Origin of the sequence: Brevibacillus sp. BD137 (assembly GCF_041644655.1) — a bacterium.
In the GTDB taxonomy this organism is placed as follows: Bacteria; Bacillota; Bacilli; order Brevibacillales; family Brevibacillaceae; genus Brevibacillus; species Brevibacillus brevis_D.
The window spans coordinates 78,552-103,113 of the sequence record NZ_JAOTNO010000009.1 but is presented as its reverse complement, the minus strand read 5'-3'; the positions used below and the strand labels follow the sequence as shown (position 1 = coordinate 103,113).

Below are 24,562 nucleotides of genomic sequence, written 5' to 3'. Positions count from 1 at the left end.
ATACATCCCAAGGCCTGTCTTTTTAATATTAAATAATTTTCTGTTATTTGAAAATATTTTCCCTTTAAAAGATTTAAAAAAATCAGATGATTTTATATTCTTTTATAAACCTTAATAATAAATCCCCCTTCAAATAAAGGGGGAGCGAACATATCTGCTCTACACCGTTTGGAACTGCAACAGTTCACGTACAATGACTAGCGCCTTGTCGATATCCGCTGTCTCAATACCAGAATGAGTCACCGCTCGAATTCTGCCGTGACCGAGCTCAGCTACGCGCAGCCCATGTGCCTGCGCTGCTTCTATGAAGGTCTGCCACGTATGGACTGGGTGTTCAATCCGGAAGAACACAATATTGGTCTCTACATCTTCCACATGAGTCACGATTCCTGGAATCTCCGCCAGACCACGTGCCAAGCGTAGGGCGTTAGCGTGATCGACTGCCAATCGATCCGTCATTTGCTGCAAGGCAACCAGGCCTGGCGCTGCAATAATCCCTGCCTGACGCATACCGCCACCCAGCATTTTGCGTAGACGATACACTTTCTGAATAAAGTCTTCTGTTCCGACGACAAGGGAACCAATCGGTGCTGACAACCCTTTCGACAGACATATTTGCACGGAATCCGCATAACGAGCAATCTCAGCCGCATCCACGTCAAGAGCAACTGCCGCATTGAACAAGCGTGCACCGTCCATATGAACAGGCACCGACTTTTCGTTTGCAAATGCGCGAACCTCTTCCAAATAAGACAGCGGCAGGACACGTCCCCCCATCCGGTTATGCGGGTTTTCCAGGCAGATCAGGGAAGGCAGTGCGAATTGTGGATCCTCTGGCTCCAACGGAAATACCCGCTCCATATCAGCGATGTCCAACCTTCCATCTGGCTGCGTCGGAACCGGCTCGTACATAATGCCACCACACACAGCCACGCCACCCGCTTCATAGATGTAAATGTCCGTCTCATTGCCTACAATGACTTTGGAACCGCGCGGACAATGCGCCATTAAGGACGCCAGATTGGCCATCGTTCCACTCGGCATGAGAATGGCTGCCTCTTTGCCCAGCTTCCGCGCCGCTTCTTGCTCCAATTGGCGAACCGTAGGATCTTCCCCATACACATCGTCACCGAGTACCGCCTCTTGAATTGCATCCATCATCTGACTTGTCGGCAAAGTGAATGTATCGCTTCTCAATTCTATCAACGGTTTCATACCCCACTCTCCAATTGCTGACCTACTTGTACTCTCAGGCCGTCTTTTACCTGCTGGATCAGCTCAGCCGTCTCGCTGTATTGCTTGCCTTCCACGATGACATAGCCGAGGCGATGCGAGAAATTTTGCGGAGGCTGGACGTTTTGACCGATTTTTGCATGAATCGCTACCTCAGCAATCCCCGGCAGGTTGCAAACGGTATCCATTCCATGTATCCCGCAAAAGGTTCCCTGACTCTCAGACACGAGAAAATGAATGCCTGCATAGCGTTGCTCTTCGATGGTTTGAGACAATTCTGGCGCAAGTCCAGCCGCACACCGAATCTGTTGCAAAAGCAAATCAATCCCCGTGGAGCGGCGAACCAGCTCTGGAATCATTCCACCGGCAAGCCTTGCGTTGACTTCGATGACAACACAACCTGCTGATGTCCACTTCACTTCCGTATGGGCAGCACCGAACTGGTAGTTCACCGCCGCTAATGCCCTTTCCACTGTTCGCTCGATCTCCTGTTTCTCTTCTACAGACAACGGTGCAGGGAAAACATGCCCTGCTTCCACGAAAAATGGATATCCCGTTAACTGTTTCTGGGTAATGCCGATGACAAAGCATTGCCCTTGCCACGAGAACGTCTCCACACTAAATTCAGGGCCCTCGACATACTGCTCGAGAAGAACTGTCCGAGCTGTTTCCTGACCGCGCGCATTGTACTTGATCGAAAGGATTTCCGCTGCCATATGCTCCACTTCATCCCAGCTAAAGCACAGCCGCACGTTATTGGACCCGCTATCGTCAGCAGGCTTCACCACGCTGGGCAAAGAAATGGAAGGGCGCGCTTCCATCAATGCCTCCATAGAGCTTATTGCCAAAAATGTAGGCTGAGACACTTGCTGACCCTGAAGCCTCTCACGAAATATCGCTTTATTACGGCAGGCCTCAATTGCCTCCAGCGAATTGCCTGTCCAACCGAATTTCCGGGCCAGCTTGGCAACCGATTCGAGGTAATAGTCGCTTGTCGACATGATTCCGGCTATCTCCCTGCCTTCCTTACTCACCTGTGCTACACTGTCAGTCAGCTCTGCCTGGGAATTTGTGTCTGTCACGACTATGTGACATTCCAACTCATTCAAACCGTGGTAACGTTCAGGATTTTCTGTGAAAAATACGGGTGTAAACCCCAATTCGCGCGCCTTTTTCATAGCGAGCATACCTGTCCCCGTCGTATTCGCTTCAACGAACAGAAAGTGTTTGTTCATTCGGATACATCCCCATCAATTTAGAATAGGACCAGCTAGTCACGACTGTCTTTGGTTCCACACATTGCGGCGTGTCTCGCAGGTTCGTCTGCATTAGACCCTTGCTCTCCCGGTAAGAGTGGCTATAGATCGTATCGACATAACGATCCCCTCGATCCGGCAATATGGCGACGATATTACACTCACTCCCGACCTGGCTCGCTAACCAGTTGGCTACGGCGTACACGGAACCTGAGCTGTTGCCAGCAAAAATATGCTCATTACGCGCCAACTGCAACGTAGCCGCAAATGCCTCAGCATCGTTCAACCAATGCACTTCATCGATCATGGAAAAATTCACATTCTCGGCGATCAAGCTGTTTCCCAAGCCACCTTGTAGACGCGTCGGCTGATCAGGCTGTCCGAATATCACACTCCCTGCTGCATCGACCGCCACGACGCGCAGCTCCTTATAATGACGCTTCAATTCTCTTGCGGTCCCGGACAAGGAGCCTCCGCTGCCGACTGCACCAACAAGCACGTCAACTCGATCAAGGTCTCGCATCAACTCGGATGCCAGCGCAGCATAGGCACGCGGATTTTCTGGATTATCGTATTGTCGAGGCCAGAACGCTCCTGGATACTCGCTCATTAATTCTTGGAGTCGTTCGAGTCTGGCGCTTTGCCACCCTTGTTTTCCCATCTGCGAAACTACGTGAACATGGCAGCCAAGCGAGGTCAACTTGGCATAGGTAATCGGGTCAATTCTCGGATCAGTCACGATGTGTACGTCATGCCCCAACTGACGCCCAACCAAGGCCAAGCCGCAAGCCAACGTTCCTGACGAGCTCTCGATAATCGGCATGCCCTCCTGAAGTTCTCCCGACTGTATCGCTGCCAGGATCGACTGCTTGGCTACACGATCCTTCATACCGAACGGATTCATTAACTCAAGCTTTGCAAATACGGAGCCCACTGCCCTTTCATCAAGCCTCAGCTTGACCAGAGGAGTGTCCCCGATCGTATCTGCCAACTGTTCATACCGCATCTACGCCCACATCCTTCCCTTGCTTGCCTGAAAGAAGCCTCTTCAATACCCTCTCCCGCCTTTCTTCGATCGCCTGCAATTGCCCTTGTCGATCTTGCCATTCCCGTTGCAGCTCCTCTGCATGCTCCCTCTGTGCTGTCAGCATCTGCTGTACTTCCTCCGGGTTCGTGGAGCCCGCTGATTTCTTCGCGTACAAGCCCCCCTGCACATCGAAGGAAGCAGCGAGGAGTGCAGCCGTATCCGGTACTTGAAAGCCTGCTTCCGCGCAAGCCTCGTAGAGTAGCCGTGGATCTCCCGGCTCCGGAGATACACCGTGTTCCAGCGCGCGCACGATGTATCTGCCTGCGATTACCTGTGCTGTGCGATACGGAACCTCATGCTCCAGCGTCAGCAAATTCGCAAGGGTAAATCCTCCAAAGAAGTCCCGTTTACATATATGGAGCAAACGATCCTCATTGAATTGCAAATGATCGATAACCGCCTTTAACAGGCGCAAGAACGTTTTGGTTTGTTGAAACAACATCAGAAGATGAGTACCCGCCTCTTTGGACGTCTCTACCAAATTCGTGAAGGCTGTATTGCGCTGACCGAGCACCATATCCATATAAAATCCGGTTAGATGCGCACTCTTCCCTCGGATACGCTCCAGGATTGGGAAATTTCTTTTCTGTGGCATAGCAGAAGATATTCCGGATAGCTCATCCGGCAATTGGAGGAAGTTCATTTCGCTGCTGCCCCAATGAATCAAATCTGTTGTAAACCGGGAGGTCAATACGGAGAAGGTGGACAGCTCTCCCGCCATTCTCAAGACCCACTCCCGAGACGCAACCGCCGACAACGCACTTATCCGAGGCTGTCGAAACCCTAGCAGCTTGGACAACCGTTGACGGTCCCACGGCAGTTCCACTCCTGCCATGGCACCAGCCCCAAGCGGGCACTGATTTATTTCGTCATAGATTTGTATCCATCGATTCGTGGCTTGCAAAAATTCACTGTTCATAGAGGAAAGATAGAATCCGGGGGTAATCAATTGTGCGGATTGGTAGTGTGTATATCCCGGCATGGGAACCGAACGATATTGAACAGCCAGTGTATGCATCGATTGAATCAGCTGTCCCAATTCTCCTATTATCTCTAGCCATTGCGTACGACCAAACATCACTTGGGCGCACGCTTGAACATCATTGCGGCTGCGATCCATATGCCAGCACGGTACAGGTCTGGGGAGCAAACCTTCCATATAACGCTCGAGGGCAAAAGAGATATCAGACATGTTCCGTCCGGGGTCAGGAGCGATTGTTTCTGGTGTAGCGGTCTGAAGTGCCTGTGCGATATTCAAAGCGTCTTGTCGTGTAATCAAGCCCATCCTGACATATTCCAACAGCATGGCGAATTCAATCTGAATGTACCCAGGCAGCAAATGATCGACTTCATATTTGAACTGTGGTTCCAATACTTCATCATGCAAGAGGCGGCTTGGTGTCGAAGCTATACGGCCCGTTAATTTTACACTCATGCAAAAGTACACCTCGCTTCCGACTGAGTAACGATCCAATCAGGAGTTGCCCTAAAGAGAGATACCTCCTGATTTTTGTTCCACATACTCGTAGCTTTGTTCTTTTTTCATTCTCAAGTGTGGATTCATCAGCATGAGAACCACAATGAGAAGCCCCGCTCCTCCAATGATTCCAAAGATCGTAAATATGGAAACAAGACCAGTAGTCAAACCTACCAGGAAGACCGAAACAGGCATAGCGCACAGAACCATTACACTAATCAAGCTCGATGCTCTTCCCAAGACTTCTTTGGGCACCATCAAGGTGATCAGCGTACCCATTTTGATATTCACAAATGCAGAGCCTATTCCATTCACAAATACACAAATGACTTGCCAAACAAGCGGAATACCAAACGCAAACATCCCGATTCCGATGCTAAACAGACTAATGCCGCAGCAAATGTAAATAATCGCATCGTATCGATTCAAATAATTAATACAGAGGGACCCAAGCAAAATCCCGATAAAAAAGCTGATCTCGAGCATGGCCAATTCGGTAACATTGGAAACGATCAGTGGCAGCAGGATCGTTTCTGGAGCCGTCAAAAAATTGAGGATGGTAAAATAAATCATGCAATTTCGCAAAAAATCATGCTTCGTAATCGCATGGATTCCATCCTTCAAATCCGTCATGATCATCTTGGCTGTAAACTCACTGACAGTAGAAATAACAAGCTCTCTCTCGTTAATCCATAAAATAATCAGTGCACCTAACAAATAGGTGACGACATTCAAAATAAAAGCGTATTCCATTCCAAACGCGATCAACCCCGCTGCCAATGCCGGAGCCGCCAAACTGACAATCGTTTGAATCATCTGCGATAAACTTTGGGCTTGCGTCATATGTTGTTCGGGAACCAGTGTCCGTATCGCTACCGTGAGTGCTGGCCGAAAGAAGGCACTGACTGTGGTCAGCAAAACGGCAATGATAATCAGTGCAGCAGGATGTAGCCTATCAAACAAAAACAACAGGACGATGCACAAAATGAGCGCAGCTCTCAATAAATGCGAAACGACCATGATCCTCTTCTTATTTCCTCGGTCAACAAAAACGCCCGCGAACAATCCGAATATAATCAATGGAATGGTCTCCGCTGCCAATAAAATCGACATTAACAAAGGACTTTCCGTCAAAACCTTCATTAGCCAAATAAGCGCTAATCGATACACTCCATCTCCCATATTCGAGACAAATTGCGAAAAGATTAAATAGCGATAACTTTTCAAGCTCAGCAACGCCCGAAAAGATACCTTTTCATTAACGCTTACTGGCTGTTCCATCTCGATCATCCACTCCCAATACGAACGCTACGTGTGGTACACATGCACTTCTTTATTCCATTCGCCTAACCATCTATACCCCAGTTCGAGCTTTTGATAGAAGTCAGGTTCTTCTTTCAACAATAAAATACCGAGGCTGGTCCCGCTGTGTGCCACAACCGTACCTAACCCTCCAATTTTCTCGTTGATCTCCATGACTTCCGGCAATAGCTTCTTAGGCAGAATTTTTTGATTCAAGATCGCACTTCTGGACGACACGGCGCCTATCGTGTGGACATCCCTTTCTCTGATCGCTTTCGTGATTTTTTGCAGCAAGAGACTGTATTCCATCTTTTCCTCATTGGTAAACGGTTTTGATTGCTTGTTAAACTCTACCGTATCAATTGTTCCCCCTTCATCAATGCTTACAATACACAAGGGGGGGAGCTCCCCAAGATATTCTCGGAGCTTGACCTCCTTATGGTAGTAAGCAACAGCTCCTTCATACATCACTCCGTCAGTCGGCTCTATCGTCGATAAAAACAACTCCAGTAAAGCAGGCTCCATTTTTATATGAAAACAATTTTCTACTGCTCTGGAGGCAGCCACCAGATCTGCTGATGAACTTGCCATGCCTTTTCCTACTGGGAGTTCCGAATTGATCTCCAAAATTCCGCCAGCCGGAAAGCTATAATGCTTGAGTATTTTTTCTACGAGTTTTTTCGATTTTTGCTTGGAACGAGGTACAATGACGATCTCTTGTAAGGATGGAATAGAATAAAAAGTAGCATAGGACGCATTTTTTATAGGCAAAGTCACTAGAAAATCCCGATTATTTTCCCCGAGAATCCCCTGCAGAAGCTCCCCAAAAGTACCGTTAGCTGCTCCGATGCCTACGTCTGTTGTTTGAGGAAAATTACGAATGGAACTCGTCTTTATCATGCTCATAGAGGCCCCCCAATTAAATGGATATCGTTTCTGCAGGTTGATAGTTCTTCATAAAATAATCAAAAAATTCTATTTTGTTAAATTGACTTTTATTCGTACTAATAAACACTCCCAGATTCTTTTCTGGCAGCAACCACATGAAGGAGTTATACCCGATTACCTCGCCTGCTTTCGCCAAAATATTTTCATGGACATAATCAGGATGGAATTTCGCAGTGAAGCCATACCCTGTATAAGCCCCTTGTGGGTGAGGCACCGCTTTACTGGCGAACATTTTGCTAATCGAATCTTCATTTAGTACCCTTTCAGTCCCATAAGCGCCTTTGTTTAATAGCGTCAGCATCCATTTTGCCATATCGTCCCCAGTTGAGAGCATACTGCCATCAGGAGAGTCCGCAGGGCTAAAATCGTACCTTTGAATCGGATCATTTTCCAGATCATAGCCTGTTGCCAACTTCGCCTCCAGCTCTGGCTGCAATAGAAAACTGCTCCTTCTCATTTCGAGAGGCTTAAATAATTTCTCACTGACATAGCGATGGAAGGGAACTCCAGTCACTCTTTCTACTAAATACCCTGCCAGCATAAAAGAGAAATTCTCATTGCAGTATTGTTCCCCAGGTTGATAAATAACTGTTGGCATATAGCGTTGAATGTATTCCTGCAAGGTTACGGACTCACGCTCGCCGTAATGGTAGCTTTGGTCATTTCCCGTAAACGGCTCGTCAAATCCTGCTGTGTAGCTGAGTAAATGCTCAACCGTCAGTGGTCCTTCAACCTTTCTCGGTATTTCCATATCATCTAGATACGGCTGAATATCATCGTTCCATCCAATAAGTCCCTGCTCCACGAGTTGGATGATGGCAGCGACTGTGACAATTTTGGATATCGAACCTACCTTCATTACCGTTTCATCCGCACTCATCCGCACTCTTTCGTTTCGATTCGCATATCCATATGCTTTCTTTAGCTGCACTTGACCATCATGGACGACAACTACGACGGCACCAGGAATATCATTCATCCTAGAAGCATCAAAAAATCCGTCTACCACTCCCTCGAAATCTACCGATTCCCCGGGGATTCCGCGGTCAGTACTGTTGTGTATTTTCGTCAAGCAATGTTGAATGATTTCACATAAGCTCTCCTGAAGGCATGCCGTTAATTCGTCTATGGTTTCATTTTTATACTGATTCTCACTGTAAGCTACCATAAAATGAAAACGCCCCTGTAATACAACGCACTCAATATCGATCTTGCATTCTCGGGACTGATCCAGACTCATAGATTCGCCACCAGAAAATGTCGACAAATGAATGTCGCCATCGTCTTCTTTTCGATCCAGATCAAACTGCCCCAAATAATTAAAGCTGACCTCGGGCCTTATGTTGTTCTTTCGAGGATTTGCCGCCAAATATTTCAATATCCCGTAGTGAATCCCTTTGTGAGGAATTTGGCGCACATCCTTTTTCATTTTATGGATGATAGCAGACAGATCCTGTTCGTTGCCAACGTTTACAATCACGGGATATTCACTTGTAAACCATCCCACTGTGCGGTTTATCTCCACATCAGGTAGAATCGATTCCCTGCCGTGCCCTTCCATATTGATGGCGAATCGATCGATATTCGCCCATTTTTTAAAGGCCACCCCGATTGCAGACAACAACAACTCATCAATTTCCGTGTGATAAGCGCGATTGGCCTGTTTCAACAATTCCCTGGTCTGTTGCTCATCCATCACGATTGATTTTGTCCTGGTTTGCTTCCGAAGAGGTTTCCGTTCAACGTAATCGGTTGGCAACGATTGAAGTTCCATCTCCTCGATACGATTCCAATAAGCACGCTCGACCTCGATTCTATCGCTATGGGCATATTCGTTCAGCTTTTGTGCCCACAATTGGTAAGAATCGCTCTTAAGGGGCAACGTCATCTCCTTGTCTTGAAGGAGCTGTAGATACGCTCGATTGAAATCCTCGATTAGTATTCGCCACGATACCCCATCTACGAGTAAATGGTGAACTGCCATCAGCAGATGATCGCCATTCTCGCATTGGAATAGCCCTAACCGAATAAGTGGACCGTCAAAAATATGAAGACGGGATTGTATTGCGGTGCATTGTGCATCCATCACTTGCTGTATATTTGCATCGGTTATATTTCGATAGTCCCACACTTCCAGACTGTACCTGTCGTCGCTTTCGCTGACCCCTCGGTTAAAGGCTTGATAGCCCGTCTCCGTTTCGCGAAAAACCATGCGTAGAGCATCATGGTGTTGCAGGAGCTTTTCAAATCCTTTGCGAACCAGCCTCTCATCAAACCGGTCTTTTCGATAGAGCATAAAAGATTGGTTATAGTGATGGGGATGCTGATTGTGCTCCTGAAAAAACCAATGCTGAATCGGGGTCAACTGTACAGCACCTTCGATATCCCGCTGATCAACTTTTTGTTTTATCGGTTTCAGTCTTGTACCCAGTTCTGCAATGGTTGGAGATTTAAACAGATCTCTGATCTCCATCTTGTATCCCAAGCCTGACAATTGAGAAGCAACTTGTATGGACTTAATAGAGTCCCCGCCAAGCTCAAAGAAATTATCCAAAATCCCAACCTGCTTCTCATGCAAAACGTCTTGCCATACTGATACCAATATCTTTTCGATCTCTGTTTTGGGTTCAACGAATTCCCTATCACTACGCAGCGTTATGTTGAGTTCTGTTAACGCTTTTCGATCAATCTTTCCATTTGGGGTCACTGGTATTTCATCTAACTGAACAAAATAAGAAGGTACCATGTACGCCGGCAACGTTTTTCGTAGCGCCTCTCTCACCATGCTCGCTTCCAGCTCTTGCGCAGCCACATAAAAAGCAACCAGCCTCTTTTGACCTGATTCATCCTCTTTTGGGATAACGACAGCTTCTTGAATATCGCTCGTTTTTAACAATTCCGCTTCGATTTCTTCCAATTCAATGCGATTGCCACGTATCTTGACTTGATTATCGAATCGCCCTAAAAATTCGATGTTTCCGCTGGGGAGCCATCGAGCCATATCTCCTGTCTTATACAATTTTTCACCCGAACAAAACGGACTCTGAACAAATTTTTCATTCGTCAAATCTGGTTGCTTGAAATATCCCCTTCCTACTCCCCGTCCACCGATATACAGTTCGCCAGGAATCCCCACAGGCACTACATTGCCGTTCGCATCCAAAATATACATGTTCACTCCTGGCAACGGCTTGCCGATCGGTAAAAACTTGTAATCTTGCTGAGTCTCTTTCTCGTAATAGGAAGCATCAATGGTTGCCTCCGTCACGCCATAGCTGTTAATGATGCGCATGGTGTGGCCGTACCTGTCTACAAGGTTGTGAAATACATGTAGCGGACATTGATCCGATCCAAGAATGAGTATTTTCATAAAATCCATGTTGAGGCCCTTCTCATAAATATCGTTCATGAGAGGGATCAGAAGGACCGGTGTGGATTCAAACAGGTTGATTTCGTGCTTTTCCATTAGCTGATAAATCCGTTCCAAATCAATTCTTGCGTCCGCTGGGCAAATGACCAGCTTTCCGCCGTATAACAGACTCCTTATATAATCTCCAGTAAAAACATCAAAAGCAAAACTCGCCCATTGCAAGCATCGGACCGGGAATTCGTCCAGCTTGTATTCTTGCTTCCATGCCTGTGCAAGCGCTTGAAGCTGTTGGTGCTCGATCATGACTCCCTTCGGCTTTCCCGTTGTACCTGATGTATAAATGACATAGGCTAGCTGGTCGAACTGTATGGATAATCCCAAATTTGTATGCTCATGATGATAGGATTCATGGTCATCGAGTATAATTATTTTTTTGTCAAAATCGACTTTCTCTCTTAATGCTTGATGCAGTAGGAAAACTTCTGCTCCCGAATGCTCTAGCATATACCGAATCCGTTCTTCCGGATAATCAGGATCAATCGGAATGTAGGCTCCACCTGCTTTTAAAATCGCCAATACACCGACAATCATCTCAATCGATCTCTCAGCCATGATGCCAACCAATTGATTGGCGCAGACACCCTCCGCTACCAATGTTCGCGCCAGTTGATTCGCCCGATTATTCAGTGCGGAATAGGACAGCTCTTGCTCTTCAAAAACGACAGCAATGTGATTTGGCGTTCTCGCACTTTGCTCTTCGAACAGTTCAATGATCGTTTTGTTTTCATCCCCGTTGGTAAAATGAACGTCTATAAATCTGCTTACCGTAGCCTGTTTTTCTTCCACGGACAATAACTCTATCTGTTTGAGAAAAATAGTTGGCTGATTCGCTACTTGTTCGATGATGTTATGCAAATATCCAAGCATCCGTTGAACAGTTTCTGGCTGAAATAAATCTGTCCGATATTCAATGCTAAGACTCGCCCCATCTTCTTGATCCAGGCATACAAGCGACAAGTCAAAGTTCGTCATGGAATTATAGGATTCAACTGCCTTCATTTCCAAGTCACTTATTTTTCCGTCTTCCTCTAATTTTTCAATATATTGGAACATAAAAGAAAAAATAGGGTTTCGGCTCACATCTCGCTCAGGGTTAATTTTCTCCACCATTTTATCGAATGGATATTCATTATGCGCGTATGACTCCAGCGCCAGTTGTCTGCAAGCCTGAAGCGCTTCAACAAAAGTGTGCTTCCTATTCACTTCAAGCCTTAAAGGAAGGGTGTTCACAAAAAATCCGATGACTTCTTCGATATCCATGTTGTTTCTTCCCGCTTCCGGAGTACCGATGATAATATCCTGTTGATTGGTCAGCTTGGACAGCCAAATGCCGACAACGGATAAAGTCACCATAAACATGGATGCATCATACTGCTGAGCAATCTCCCGCATACGACCGAAGATACTTTCTGGAAGATGATAAGATTCCACTGCCGAGAAAAATGTTTGGACGGGCTGACGCTGATAGTCTGTAGGCAAGTCCAATACAGGAATTTCTTTTTGGAACGTCTTCAACCAGTACGCTTCTGATTCTGCCAGCTCTCCGTGATTGATAGCATGATTTTGCCAGACTGCATAATCTTTATACTGAATGTGCAGAGCAGGTAATACGGGATCGATCCCTTGCTGCAAGGATTCGTAAATCTGACTGAAATCCTTCAGTAAGATCCCCCATGACCACTGATCACTGATCATGTGGTGCATATTCAGCAACAATGTATATTTTTCTTCAGCCACCTTACATAACTTCACGCGAAACAGTGCTTCGCTCTCCAAGTCAAAGTACGTCTCCGACTCTTGTTGCATGATCAGTTGAATGGCTTTTTGCTTCGATGCTTCTGACAGCTTGGAAACGTCAACAAATGAATAGGTAAAATCATGATTCCGCAGCACCTGTTGCACCGGATGTCCGTCTTTTACCAGGAATTTCGTTCGCAGTACCTCATGCCTTTGAACCAAGAGCGAAAATGCCTTATGCAAAATACGCTCCTTCAAGGGTCCCGTTATATGGTAAATCGTCGGCATATTATATGCCGTACTTTGAGGCTCCAGCTGCTGAATAAAAAATAATCTCCGCTGCGCATGTGAAACTGGGTAGTAATCCTTCTCCTCTGCTTTGTGAATTGTCGTTCTCTCCTGACTGGTATGGAGCTGACCACTTGCTGACTCTTCCCTGTGAGCCAGTAAGGAGGATAACTCTCGAATCGTTCGATGCTCGAACAAATCCTTGATCGTAACTTCAATGCCCAACTCTTTTTTCATTCGCAAGCGAACTTGAATGGTTTTCATGGAATGTCCGCCAAGTTGAAAAAAATCATCAGCGATCCCCATATCATCTATACTGAGCACTGTACTCCAGATCGCTGCTAGCCTTCGCTCCAAATCGTTACGAGGTGCGACATATGCTTCATTCTTGGTTTGAACCGTATCCACTGTTGGCAATGCTTTTTTATCTACTTTTCCGTTTCGATTAAGAGGCATCGCATCAAGGATCATGATACACTCTGGAATCATATATTCCGGCAGAATCGTTTTGAGATATTGCTGGAACTCTTGTTCATCCTGTTTTTCATGCAGGACAACATAAGAGACGATTCGATTGTCTCCATTCCTATCTTTGCTTACGACCGCGACACATTGTCTAACGCTCTCATGACGTAAAAGGGCACTTTCTATCTCGCCAAGCTCAATTCGATGTCCGCGTACTTTCACCTGGAAATCGGCACGCGTCACGAATACAAGTCTCCCACTAGGCAAATAACGTCCCAAATCGCCTGTTTTATAAAGTCTTTCTTTTTTCTCTTTCAAAAAGGGATTCTCTGAAAATGCGTGCTCGGTACGTTCGGGATCATTTACGTATCCCCGCCCTACTCCCATCCCGGAAATGTAGATTTCTCCCACACAACCAGTGGGAACCGGACGCATCCATTTGTCCAGCAAATAGTGCTTCATATGGTCGATGGAATTGCCCAACGCAACATACGGATAATCATCATGCTGATAAGAACGATCAATGATTTCATGCATCGTATCATCCGAGCATTCTGTCGCTCCATATGTGTTCACTACAATGCCTTCAGGATACAAGGTCTGCCACTTTTTACACAGTGTTACCGGTAGTCCCTCACCGGTAGAGATCATATATTGCAAGTGTGGCAAGGCTTGTTGTTCCGGAGAGTGAGCCAGCGCAGTGTTGTGCACGGCTTCAATCATTGCAGGAACCATTTGAATCACCGTTACCTTGTCACGGCTTATGGAATGAAACAATAATTCCGGGTCTGTTGCTGTCTCGTTGTCATAAATCACCACTTTTCCCCCTACCATCAGGGGAGCCAGGAATTGCCACACCGATATATCGAAGCAATGGGAAGCATTCTGTACAACAATGCTGTCTTGGCTCAGGACGAGCACATCGATTTTTGCAAAAAGGTGATTCAACATTCCTCTGTGCTCAATCATTGCTCCTTTTGGTATACCGGTAGAGCCCGAAGTAAAAAAGACATTTGCCAAATCATCATAGGCATTAATGATCTCGGGATCACTCGTATCCGCTGTTTGTAAAGAAGTCTTATCCGGACTTACGCCGTTTCCCTCGTTCAAGCAAAACACGATAGGTTTTTGCGCTACTTCCGATGCCAATGTCATGCTGCGTGACTGATAACTCGCCTCGGTTAGTATAACTTTCGCCTTGCTATTTTCCAGAATCGTAACCAATCGTTGATCAGGGTGGGCGGTATCTAGCGGAACATAGCATCCCCCTGCTTTTAGAACGGCCAGAATGCCAACCAACATATCGATGCTTCTCTCTAATAAAATGGCAGCCAGATCATTTCTACCAAATCCTTCTCTGCGGAGCCAATGAGCCAAACGATTGGAAGTCTCATTCAATTCTCTGTAGGTAATAGAGTGGTTCATATAGACAGCAGCGACAGCATCAGGATTGCGCTTAACCTGTTCTTCTATTATTTGCTGAGCCAGTTGATCCATGTTTCGATGTGACTTCGTAAAATTGCCCATCACGTTCGCCATCATGTTTTGCTCTTCATCCGTCATGGCATTCAGATCGCTGATTTTCATTTCGAAATCCGAGCAAACCTGCTCAAGTATACGGATGTAATGGGACTGTAGCCTTTCCAGATCGCGCTTGGCAGAAGTATGGGGATGAATGAATTGAATTTGTATGGACTGGCCAACCTTCACCATTATTTCTAGCGAGGGAAGGCCACCTCGATAAAGGACGACCGATTCATAATCATCTCCTACACCACTCACTACCGTCACTGTTGTTCCGATTAAAGGATGATCTTCCGGGACTCCAGCATAGTTTCGAATCATCTCTTGTGTAATGAACTGATTTTGCTGCAATTCTTCCCAGCTTATCTGAACGGTTTTTACAAAATCACACACGTTTTGATTCGCATGTAATGTCATGAAGACTGGCAAACTGTGAGCCAATGGCCCAATAATGGTATCTGCCCCTTCCAGTGACTCAGGTCTCCCAGACACGGTAACACCAATCGCTACCTTTTCATCCCCGCTATACATATTTAATAACAGCAGCCAAGCAGCCTGAAAGACAGCTTCAATCGAGAAGCCTTGTTTGAATGCCATGCTCTTGATTGTTTGGGATAATGGTTCGGAAAGTACAGCATGGCAGCTGGTCTGCTGATTCGCTTCCTTTTGTGAACCCTGACCCTGTACTGGATAAAAAACTGACTCGTTATCATTGTGATTGATTTTATCTATCCAATAGCTTTTCGTTCTGGAGCCATCTTGACTTGATTCCCAGATAAAATAGTCTTTGAATGATGTTCGATGATTATTAGATGAATAATTGCCCTTTGCTCTCTTTAGCCATTCCTCCAGTAGAAGCCCGCGACTGACATCGTCCATACACAATGTATGATTGGTCCAAATGATAACCGTTTGATTTTCCTCCATCTGCATTACAGATAGTCGGATCAATGGACCTTCCTCAAAGGCAATAGGCTCCTGATGGGACGCACTCTCAAGAAGATACCTTTGCTCCTGTTGTTCAGGAGATAATCCTCGCAGGTCGTGCCAGTTAATAGAAATCGGGAATTGCTTTAAAACCACTTGTACATGTTTATTTTTTAGTTTACGAAAAACCGTTCGCATTAGCGGCGTCTCACTGACTAATTCATTCCACGCTTCTTGAGCTCTTTCCCTTTCGATAGGCTGTTTGATCAGATAGCGCACCGTTGTTATCATGTCTTGGCGTAAGAATTGCTTCTGCACCTTCGAAAGCTCAATTACTTCCCCTACATTTTCTTTTGTTAAATGTTGCAAGCCCGTGCACCTCTTTCACTAAAGGAATAGTTGCTCATAATCATCATTGGAAAGAAATTGGCTGTTTAGATGACTGACTAGTTCACGGATTCGTTGATGCGGCTGGGCTATCACACTTTGCAATACGTATTCATATTGGGATAACATTCTTTGTGCGGTCTCCCCCTTGAATACATTTGCATGATAGGTAATGGTTCCATGCAGTTGACCTTGTGACTCGTGGATGCGGAATTGAAAATCAATCGTGGAGTGTGGTTCTTCCTCGTTCATTTCAAACAAAATTTGCGGCTCAGGTTGTCCATGTAGCAACGATTCCAAGCCGTCTTTATATTGATAGGCTTCTTTTACCTTGCGCTGTACTTGCAGAACTAGCTCGGAAAAAAGTGGATTTCCTGATAGATCCGTTCGTAGCAATAGGAAGGAAATTCCTTGTAGCTGATCACAATCCGCCCGAAATGCTAGGGCTATATCCTCCTTCTCGCTTTCAGCATGCAAAAGGACCAAAAATGTACTCATGAAAATCTCAAACGATGAGCTGTCCCAAGATTGGGCCAGACGGGATATTTGAGTCAATAGCAACCCTGTTATTTCAAACTTCTCCCGTTCGAACACAGTGGAATCGCTAGAAAGACTGCTTCCATCCTCAGGCAATATTTTAAAGGATGGCAAATTGACAAAGTTCTTCGTCCAGTAGTCTTTTTTCGCTTGGCTTTTTAGCATCAGGATATTTTCGCTATCATTTTTCAAAAGAAATAGACTGGTGGCTTCAAAATCGGCAATCCATTGGACGACCGTTTCTTCATTCAAAATATCCGCATTGTATTCAAATCCTGCCAATATGTCCTGTTGGTTGTCCTTTTCAACCACAAAACATAAATCATACTGGGATATATTTTTATGAATAGGATAAGAACTGATTGTTAAGTCATTGCTTTGAAACGTATTTTGGGCATTGCCCACAAAATAGGCCCCATCTTGCTTAATCGCTTTTTGATGGACAAAAGCGGTTGAAAAAAATGACGAATATTTTTTATCGCGATCATAATCCAGCTCTCCTGCTATCAGAGAAAATGGGTAGTTTTGATACTGGGAGCATAATGACAACTCTTCTTGAACAAGTCGGGCTAACTCTTTAAATGAACAATTCTTCGGGATTTTGATTCGGAGTGGTAGCATTACAAGACATGGTCCCATGATGGAATAAAACTCCTTTTGGGGCCTGCCAAATCTAGGTACACCGATAGTAATGTCATCTTGGCCTGAAATACGAGAAAGAAAAGCAAGGAAGAGAGACAAATAAATAACATCCGTTTGATAGTGATGATTTTTACGGTAAGCTATCATCTCATCGCGAAGCTCGTGTTTGCACGTAAAGAAAGAAATCCCGCCTTTAAACGACGGAGTACTGGGACGAGTTTTATCCTTCGGCAACTCTAGCCTCTTAAGAGGTCCGCCCAGCTTCTTTTTCCAAAAAGCTCTCGCTTCCTCTCCTTCTTGGCTGGCTAAATAATTCAGTTCCCACTCAACAAAATCCGCATAATGATGTGTGGACGGTTGTATCACAAGCTCTTGATCTGCTATCAACTGTTGATAGATCATCGTAAATTCATCGAGCATGAGCGAAACACTCCACCCATCTGAGCAGATGTGGTGGTACTTAAAGCTTAGAATGCTGCCCATCTTTTTATAATCCAGCAATCTGCAACTGAATAACGGCCCCTCGTCCAACTGAAACGACTTGCTCAGTTCCTGATTCAGATATGCTCGAATCGTCTTATCGTCCCAGTCCTCAGAAGCCACATGCTCAAAATCCAATACAGGCTCGCTGTAGACTTTTTGGATGGGCTCGTCTTCTAACACAAAAATGGACCGATTGATTTCATGACGCTTCACGATCTCGGTAAGCGTACGTATCGTCATCGTTACATCTAGTCGCTGCTCGAATCTGAAAAGAAACTGCTCATGATAAAAAGCACTTGTCGGGTGTACCAAATAGTGAATAAAGTAATCTTTTTGTGTTTCAGACAGAGCGATTGTTTTGATAAAGGTTCTCTGATCCATTCATGATCACCCCGATACTTTACTGCGTAATGGTTGGGCATGCGGCTTTCACCAGCATGCCCGAACAAGCAATCAAGCCGTTAGCTGAACAGTTCATTGAAATCGTATTCTTCCGCCAATTTCAATTGAGATAAACGCTGCATTGGATTTTCAGTTATTTGGCATAGGATGTACTCGATTTGGCTCATAAACGTATCCATGGCATTCCTGCTAAATACATCCGCATTATACTGTGCAGTAAATGTGAGCTGATCATGATTCGTGGACAAAAATAACATCATATCCAATTGATCATCTTTTATAAAATGGCTTCCTTCATATGATTTGACCATCGTTTCATCCAGGAAACGATTTAACGGACAATACCTGTAGATAATGCCGTTTAATTCAATTAGACTGTTCGAGGCTTGTTGTCCAATAAAAACAACGGAATACAAATTCTTCTTCAGGCCCTTCGCAGCTAGTTGATCCTCTACGACCAAATTGTACGGATACTCTTGATTCTCATACGCCGCATACGCCGTTTCTCTCGTTCTCTTCAACATTTCCAAAACGGTTGGGTTGCCGGACAAATCTGTGCGCATGGCGACGGGATTGATAAGAGGACCAATAATTCCTTCGAGGTCCGTCTGGGTACGGCCAGATAAAGTAGATCCGACAGTAATGATCGTTTGGTCCGTAATGAGCGAAAGCCAAATGTTTAACGCCGTAAGCATGGTCGTATACACGGTACCGCCGGCCATTCGAGTCAATTCTGATAGCGACTGCATTGTCGTTGGTTCAATGGGAAGCGACGTTACATTTGAAATCTGGTTGTCGCGAGTGAATGGATGTGCATCTCGCGGTATGAGCGGTGCAGCGACATTTTGTTGCAGTTGTTTTAACCAATAGTCCCGCTGCCGATTCAATTCTCCCTTTTGTAACCGCGCCTGCTGCCACAAGGTGTAATCAATATAATCCAGCGGTTTGGAAAACGGACGATGCCCCCCGCTATTTTCTTGTTGATACACGTCCGCCAAATCATTCATAAACACATCTAACGACCAGCCATCAAATCCAATATGATGAGTGCCCAAGAGGAAGAAGTGCTTCGTTGGTGTGACTCGATATAACCTCATCCGAAAGAAAGACTCTCGGGAAAAATCAAATGGCTTGTACAAGTCAGATTCCAAATCCATTTTGATACGTTGCTCGCCTTCCGTAACAGATAAGGAAGACAAGTCCACATACTCATTATCCGCCTTCAGGTCATCATGCACTTTTTGATACAATTGCCCTTCCTTTTCTATGATCGTCGTACGCATAATTCTGTGCCGTTCAAACATGAGACCCATAGATTTGTACAGAACCTGACTATCAACAAGGCCCTCAACTTCAAAGAGGTACACCCCTCCCACTGCTTCCTGGTCACTGAATTTTGCATGGAACCATTGTCTTCTTTGGCCGTGGGATACTTCAAATAATGACTGACCCGGCTGATCCTCTACTCGTGAAACTTCATAAATACGGGTGTTCGACTCGCTGCCTTGCTTGATATCAGCTATCCGGGCTGCTAGAGCTTCGATCGTCGTAAACTCAAATATGGTTCGCAAGGGGATGTCCATTTCCAGAACCGCTCTCATACGGGATATCACTTGGGTTGCCAATAAGGAATGCCCACCTATATCAAAGAAGGAGTCCTTGATACTAATCTGATTCATCTGCAAGATATCGCACCAGATGGAGTGGATAAGCTCCTCAGGAATCGTACGTGGTGCAGCGATGGAGGAGTCGGATGGTTTCATCACGGGTAATTCCAGTGCGTTGCGATTAATTTTTCCGCTTGTTGTTTTCGGGATGCTGTCCAGCTTTGTGAAATAGGTCGGAATCATATAAGCAGGTAATTGCCCTTTCAGGAATGTGCGCCAATCGTTTATATCCCCTTCGCCCACGATATACGCAGCCAGCTCTGTAGAACCCCTGTCGTTTTGAACGGAAATTACGGCTACTTCACGAATGGAAGGAAATCTGCTTAATGTCGACTCAATCTCCCCTAGTTCAACCCTGATGCCTCTTATCTTGATCTGATTATCTTGTCTGCCAACAAATTTGATATTTCCGGAAGGCAAGTAATATCCTTTGTCTCCGGTTCGATACATTCTTTCCCCTGCTACAAATGGATTCTCTATGAAAGCTTCCTTGGTTTTTTCGGGATTGTATAAATAACCTCTTGCTAGTCCCAGACCACCGATATAAAGGTCGCCTATGACACCAATCGGAACCGGGTTCAAATTTTTGTCCAGAATGTATATTCTGTTGTTGTCAATCGGCTTTCCTACACTGACACAGTCCTTCCCAAACGCGTCCTCGGGTGAGCAGGTATAAATGGTAGAGTCAATTGAGACCTCTGTTGCCCCCCAAGTATTATGGAGCTTGGCGTTCAATTTCCGATAGAACTTGCCTACTGTTTCCGGTAATAGCGCTTCTCCACTGGAGATAACATTTTTTAATGTCCCCAATTTTGCTGCATCATCAGGTGTAAGGGCATCGACAAACATGCTGAGCATGCTCGGCACAAATTGAATGCATGCCACTTGATACTGAATAGCTGCCTGAATAATTGCCTCTGGATCTCGATGCAACCACGGCTCCATCAGTGAGACCCGACCGCCTACAGACAATGGCCAGAAAAACTCAACAGCTGCATCATCGAATGTTAGTGTTGTTTTTTGCAGGACGGACTCCCCTTGCTCCAAGCCATGTTGGCGCTGCATCCATAGCATTCGATTAACCCATCCGACATGGAGGTTTTCCACCCCTTTCGGAATGCCCGTCGATCCTGATGTGTAATAAATCGAAACCAAATCCGTCGGTTTTACGGTTTGCTCCGGCAATCCCTCAGGCATGCTTGCTATCTTTTCCTTGTCTACCTCTAGCTCTATACATTGAACATGCGTCGCTTGCTCGAACAGATGCCTGAATTCCTGTTCTGTTATGCAAATATTCGTTTTTGAGCTTTCCAGCAAATGAGCCATCCTTGCTTCCGGCAGCTCGGTATCTAAGGGAATAAATGCTCCGCCTGCCTTTACGATGCCGAGAATCGATATGACAAGTTCAAGGGAGCGATTCATGCATAGCCCGACAGGTGTATTGGATAGAACCCCGAGCGTAATCAAATAATGCGCCAGCTGGTTAGAACGCCTGTCCAGTTCCCGATAGGTTATCGTTTCACTGCCCATTTCGGCAGCGATTCGATCCGGGGTCTTTTTTGCCTGTTCGATGAACAAATCATGCAAGCATGTATTCTCCGGAACGGTTGCTTCTGTCCGATTCCAATCCCCTACGATTTTGTGACGCTCATCCTTGGGTAACAATTCGAGCGATGCAATCGGAGCGTCCGGTGCATTCACCAGTTCTTGCAGCCAATTTTCGAAATGAACAGCCATTCTTCCTATGGTTGCTCGGTCAAATAAATCCGTGTTATAGATCATGTTCATGATCAGACCAGCTTCAGACTCACCCATGGACAACTCGATATCAAATTTTGAAACGTTATGACGAACGGGCATGATTTCCAACGCTCCGGCAGACGATTGGTAAACATTCGATGACAATTCAGCCCACGTGAACATGGTCTGAAAAACCGGGGAGTAGCTTGTATTGCGTTCAAGCTGAAGCGTCTCTACGATTTTTTCAAATGGGACTTCTTGGTTTTCCTGTGCCAGAAGGGCTTTTTCTTTTACGCGAGCAAGCAGTTGTCTGAAGGTAGGACCGTCTTGAAAACTTGCCCGATATACGAGCGTGTTCACGAAGAATCCAATTAATCCCTCTATTTCTTTTACATTTCGATTCGCTACAGGGCTCCCCACCAAAATATCCGACTGTCCGGTATATCTGGACAAAAAGCTTTGATAAGCTGCCAACAGGGTCATAAATAAAGTCGCATTCTCTTGCCGGCTTACGGTTTTCAATTTCTCAAGCAACGTCGATGGCAGCACGGTTTTATGCATACTTCCTGCATAACCTTGAATCCCAGGTCTAGGCCGATCAATCGGCAATTGCAAGACGGGAAGCTCTCCAGACAGTTCCGCTTTCCAATAATCTAGCTGTAGATCTATCGCATCGTCCGTCAGCCATTCACGCTGCCACACAGAGAAATCGGCATATTGAATCGGTAGGGCAGCAAACTCCGCACGACTCCCACCCTGTGCCTCCTCATAGAAGGTCAGCCATTCTTTCAATAAAATTTCCTCAGACCATCCGTCCGTAATGATATGGTGCATGGTACACAGCAGAACGGACTCTTCTTCCCCTAATGCAATCCATTTTGCCTGAATCAAGGGGCCTCGATGCAAATCAAACCTGATGCTTGCTTCCTGCTCAATAAAGTCGTTGAGTTGCTCTTCTTGCGAGGCCTTGGTTCGTTCTCTCAGATCGATGACAGGCAAAGGTGTAAACTGATATGGTTGGACAGCCTGGAAAGGCTGACCATTTTCATTTGGAAAAACCGTACGCAATATTTCATGGCGCGAAAGCAGCGCATTCCATCCTTTTTCCAGCGAACTTGCTTTCCACAGTCCAGTCAAACGCCAAATATGAGGAACGTTGTAAGCTGTACTATCCGGTTCCAATTGATGCAAAAACCATAAACGCTGCTGTGCATGAGATAATGGGAACTTTTCTGTATGCGGCGCTTTCGTAATCGTTGGTATCCGCTCTCTTTTTCCATTCTGACTGAGCTCCATTATTCTTGTATGTAAACTCGCGATCGTCGGACATTCAAACAAGATTCGCAACGGTATAGACAGCTGGAAAGCGTCCTCCAGGCGGGATATGAGCTGTGTCGCAAGCAGAGAGTGACCGCCTAAATCAAAAAAGGAGGAGTGGATACTAATTCGTTCCACTTTTAAAGTCTCACTCCAAATGGACACTATCCGACTTTCTGTCGCGGTACGTGGTGCGAAAAATTCCTCCTCCATCATGACGGTTTCTGGCATTGGCAACGCCTTTCGGTCCACTTTTCCTTGCGTGGTAAGTGGAAATGCTTCCATTTTCACAAAATAGGACGGAACCATGAAAGGAGGCAATTGCGTACTTGCATACTTTTTCCACTGTTCGACTTCTCCATCTCCAGCAATATAGGCGATGAGCCTTTTATCGTCAGCTCCATACTCCTGTGCAATGACGATGGCTTCCCTGACGTCTTCCGGCTGATTCAATACGGTCTCAATCTCGCCCAGTTCGATACGGTACCCTCTTATTTTTACTTGGTTGTCTTTTCGTCCGATAAATTCAAGTCCTCGATCAGGCACATATTTCACTATGTCACCCGTCTTGTATAAGATAGCTTCCGGGTCTGGATCAAAGGGATGTTTAATAAATTTCTCTTGATTAATCTCGGGTCGATTCCAATATCCCAGAGCCAGTCCCTTGCCCCCCACGTACATTTCCCCTACAAGACCAACAGGCACAAGCTTTTGCTTGTCGTTTAAGATATACACTTCTGTGTCATTGATAGGGCGACCGATCGAAACGGAGTGTTGGATGGCGCTTCTATCTGTTACTGGATAAAAGGTGGCAAATGTCGTGGTTTCCGTAGGACCATAGCAATTGATCAATAACGTATCAGACAAGTTGTCTACTACCTTTTGAGCGTGCTTGGGGGACATAATATCCCCACCCACCAGCAATTGACGTAACCCTTTTACATCCTCGAGATGGAAATCAATCAGTTGATGAAAGACTCCTGCTGTTAACAATAATGTACTGACTCGATAATCACGCAATACCTGCCCCATCTCGCCAAGATCAAGCTCCTTGTATGGAAAAACAACGAGCTTCGCTCCATTTAGCAAGCTGCCCCATACCTCGAAGGTGGATGCATCAAATGAAATCGACGCCATATGCAGCATGGTTTCTTCTGCCGTAAGCGATACATAAGATACATGTTTAACGAGCCGGATCACGCCGCGATGAGGAATGAGTACCCCTTTCGGATTTCCTGTCGAGCCGGAAGTATACATCAAATACGCAAGGCTTTCTGGAGCTGCATGCTGCTCCAAATTCGCCTCTGATTCCATGCTAATCGCTAGTTGATCACGCTCAGGGCATACGACCTTCAAGCCTTCTGGCAGCCGCGATACCAAGCTTTCTTGTGCGAGTACTATCGTAATGCCTGCGTCTTGCAGCATATAATGGATTCGCTGCTCAGGGTAGGCAGGATCAAGCGGGACATAAGCCCCGCCAGCCTTTAAAATCGCTACCATACTGATGATCATTTCGAACGAACGATCCATATACAAGCCGACTTTGCTTTCCGTCCCTACCCCACACTTTTTCAAATAATTTGCCAGCTTGTTGGCCCTGCTATTCAGCTCTTGATAAGTGAGTGAGGCATCCTTCCATAGCAAAGCGATGTTGTCAGGATGAAGTTCAACCTGCTCCTCAAAGAATGCAGTGATGGAATTGTTCATACAGCC

At 45.7% G+C, this 24,562-nt stretch carries 9 protein-coding genes; all 9 read right to left on the bottom strand.

Going from position 1 to position 24,562, the window contains the following annotated elements; genetic code table 11:
• Positions 1 to 159: 159 nt before the first annotated feature.
• Positions 160 to 1,215: a low-specificity L-threonine aldolase gene (gene ltaE / locus ODZ53_RS19365; RefSeq protein ID WP_372679259.1), complete on the bottom strand. Its 1,056-nt coding sequence runs from the start codon at positions 1,213 to 1,215 to the stop codon at positions 160 to 162.
• Complete coding sequence (locus ODZ53_RS19360) at positions 1,212 to 2,468, bottom strand: ATP-grasp domain-containing protein (RefSeq protein WP_372679257.1); 1,257 nt, start codon at positions 2,466 to 2,468, stop codon at positions 1,212 to 1,214. Before ODZ53_RS19360 ends, ltaE begins: the two co-directional genes overlap by 4 nt.
• A complete protein-coding gene (locus ODZ53_RS19355) occupies positions 2,443 to 3,495 on the bottom strand; it encodes a PLP-dependent cysteine synthase family protein (RefSeq protein ID WP_372679255.1) in 1,053 nt (350 codons plus the stop codon). Before ODZ53_RS19355 ends, ODZ53_RS19360 begins: the two co-directional genes overlap by 26 nt.
• On the bottom strand, positions 3,485 to 5,011 hold the full coding sequence (locus tag ODZ53_RS19350) for an argininosuccinate lyase (RefSeq protein ID WP_372679253.1): 1,527 nt from the start codon (positions 5,009 to 5,011) through the stop codon (positions 3,485 to 3,487). Before ODZ53_RS19350 ends, ODZ53_RS19355 begins: the two co-directional genes overlap by 11 nt.
• A 51-nt stretch (positions 5,012 to 5,062) precedes the next feature.
• Positions 5,063 to 6,334, bottom strand: a complete 1,272-nt coding sequence (locus ODZ53_RS19345; protein WP_372679251.1) for an MFS transporter — start codon at positions 6,332 to 6,334, stop codon at positions 5,063 to 5,065.
• A gap of 27 nt (positions 6,335 to 6,361) precedes the next feature.
• Positions 6,362 to 7,255 carry a GHMP family kinase ATP-binding protein gene (locus ODZ53_RS19340; RefSeq protein WP_372679249.1) on the bottom strand — a complete coding sequence of 298 codons (894 nt, stop codon included), beginning with the start codon at positions 7,253 to 7,255 and terminating at the stop codon, positions 6,362 to 6,364.
• A 19-nt stretch (positions 7,256 to 7,274) separates the two neighbouring features.
• Positions 7,275 to 16,043: a non-ribosomal peptide synthetase gene (locus tag ODZ53_RS19335; protein WP_372679247.1), complete on the bottom strand. Its 8,769-nt coding sequence runs from the start codon at positions 16,041 to 16,043 to the stop codon at positions 7,275 to 7,277.
• Positions 16,044 to 16,061: 18 nt separating this feature from the next.
• The gene (locus ODZ53_RS19330; protein WP_372679245.1) at positions 16,062 to 18,104 is read right to left on the bottom strand and encodes a condensation domain-containing protein; all 2,043 of its coding nucleotides are present in this window, start codon (positions 18,102 to 18,104) and stop codon (positions 16,062 to 16,064) included.
• A gap of 80 nt (positions 18,105 to 18,184) precedes the next feature.
• Complete coding sequence (locus tag ODZ53_RS19325) at positions 18,185 to 24,556, bottom strand: amino acid adenylation domain-containing protein (RefSeq protein WP_372679243.1); 6,372 nt, start codon at positions 24,554 to 24,556, stop codon at positions 18,185 to 18,187.
• Positions 24,557 to 24,562: the final 6 nt, after the last annotated feature.

What these genes read in the sequence shown, in the direction of transcription:
- ODZ53_RS19325 (WP_372679243.1), bottom strand. Translation starts at nt 24,556, where the DNA reads ATGAACAATTCCATCACTGCATTCTTTGAGGAGCAGGTTGAACTTCAT.
- ODZ53_RS19330 (WP_372679245.1), bottom strand. Translation starts at nt 18,104, where the DNA reads ATGGATCAGAGAACCTTTATCAAAACAATCGCTCTGTCTGAAACACAA.
- ODZ53_RS19340 (WP_372679249.1), bottom strand. Translation starts at nt 7,255, where the DNA reads ATGATAAAGACGAGTTCCATTCGTAATTTTCCTCAAACAACAGACGTA.
- ODZ53_RS19350 (WP_372679253.1), bottom strand. Translation starts at nt 5,011, where the DNA reads ATGAGTGTAAAATTAACGGGCCGTATAGCTTCGACACCAAGCCGCCTC.
- ODZ53_RS19355 (WP_372679255.1), bottom strand. Translation starts at nt 3,495, where the DNA reads ATGCGGTATGAACAGTTGGCAGATACGATCGGGGACACTCCTCTGGTC.
- ODZ53_RS19345 (WP_372679251.1), bottom strand. Translation starts at nt 6,334, where the DNA reads ATGGAACAGCCAGTAAGCGTTAATGAAAAGGTATCTTTTCGGGCGTTG.
- ltaE (WP_372679259.1), bottom strand. Translation starts at nt 1,215, where the DNA reads ATGAAACCGTTGATAGAATTGAGAAGCGATACATTCACTTTGCCGACA.
- ODZ53_RS19360 (WP_372679257.1), bottom strand. Translation starts at nt 2,468, where the DNA reads ATGAACAAACACTTTCTGTTCGTTGAAGCGAATACGACGGGGACAGGT.